Genomic DNA, 1,756 nt, shown 5'->3' with positions numbered 1-1,756 from the left:
CGAACAGTTGTTGGAGGGTCTGCGGTTGCAGGTGGTCAAAGCGCGGCGGATTGAAATCCTCAAGCAGTCGGGTCCGCTCCTGCGGCGGCAACACCTGCAAGGCATGGACGGGTGTCGCCGGGGCGAACTCCAGTGCCTCATCGATGTGCTCCAGCGCGGACAACATGTAACCGCAGACGCGCTCGCCATCGATGCCCGATACAGCCTGAACGGTCAAGCTGAAGGCCTCGCCGAGGTCGTCCACCGCCATGGTCAACGGGTAGTTGGTGCGCTCACGGCCCCCCAGGTGCTCGATATCATCCCCCAGACGCTGACTCTTTTTTGCCTGAGGCGCATCCGCGCTGTAGCGGTAGTTGAACAGCGTGGTGAACAGCGGCGCCGGGGCGGCCACTGCACTGCAACGCTGGGCCAGCGAGAGCGGCGCGTGTTCGTGGGCCAGCAACTCCACCAACCGATCGTGGGTCTGGCGCAGGCTGCCGGCGGTGTCCAGACGACCGATATCGACGCGTATCGGCAAGGTGTTGATAAACAGGCCAAGCACCCTGTCGGCAGCCTCGCCACCTTGCAGACGCCCGAACAGCACGGTGCCGAACACCACACGTTCGCGCCCCGTGATCTTCGCCAGCACCAGCGCCCACGCCAGGTGCATCACGCTGGCCGCGCTTACACCGTGACGCCGTGCCTGGCTGCGCAAGCGGCGTGACAATGCGTCCGGTAACATGCGCTGGGCCTCCAGCGCATCATGACCGTCGCCGTTGATGTCCCGCACATCGAAAGGTGCGGTCGACTCGTCGATATCGCCCAGCATTTCCCGAAAGAAAACCTCATGCGTCGCCCGGCTTTCGGTCAAGCAGGTCTGGGCGATGAAATTTCGAAACGACGCAGGTGCGGGCAAGCAATCGGCGCGACCTTGTACGATTGCAAGTGCTTCCTCAAGCACCAGATCAAGACTGGTGTGATCCAGCACTAAATGGTGGAACACGATATGCAACAGCCAGCGGTTATTGGCCTGATCGTGACCGACCGAACAGTTCAGCAACGGCGGCCGGGTGATGTCGATCCACTGGGGCGGCTTTTGGTCCGGCGTCCCCACGTCGAGCGTTTTTACCACCAGTTCCGCTCTGCGGTGAACCACTTGCAGCGCCTGTTCCAGGTCGTTCCAGGCAAAACCGGTGCGCAGTATTTCGTGACGATCAATGACCTGCTGCAAGGCCTCGATGAAGCCTTGCACAGCCGATCGTGTCTTGAATCCCAGCGCGCCGCTGAGCACGTAGGGGTCACGCTCCTGCTCGATCAGGTGATGGAAAAGGATGCCTTCCTGCAAGGGTGCCAACGGATATATATCCTGCACGTTGGCTGCACCGCCGGGCACCTGAGCGACGATGTCGTCGAGCGTCGCTTGATCGACGGTCACCAATGGCAACATCTGCGGGACGATGCGTTCGGCATCCGCCGGGATCAGATTGCGCGGGATCGGTAACTCGGGGCTGCGGGTTTCGATATGCCGTGCCAGTTCGGCCAGGGTTGGCGCGCCGAACAGCCGGCGAATGTCGATAAACAGATTGGCCTGGCGCATGCGCTCGATCAGGCTGACGGCCAACAGGGAATGACCGCCCAGCTCGAAGAAGTTGTCGTAACGGCTGACCTGCTTCACGTTCAGCAACTGCGACCAGATCCGCGCCAAGGCAGATTCGATTTCGTCCTGGGGCGGTTCATATTGCGCACGCACAACGGCGTCGCCGTCCGGTGCCGGCAA

General features: G+C 61.8%; 1 protein-coding gene. It reads right to left on the bottom strand.

The window, feature by feature from the left end:
- The coding region (locus ACW9HW_RS29980) for a condensation domain-containing protein (protein ID WP_457402947.1) at nucleotides 1-1,756 on the bottom strand (1,756 nt) is incomplete at both ends.

It is taken from the genome of Pseudomonas sp. SDO5532_S415, assembly GCF_054071155.1.
The sequence above is the reverse complement of the archived record's forward strand: the minus strand, read 5'-3'. Positions and strand labels throughout refer to the sequence as shown.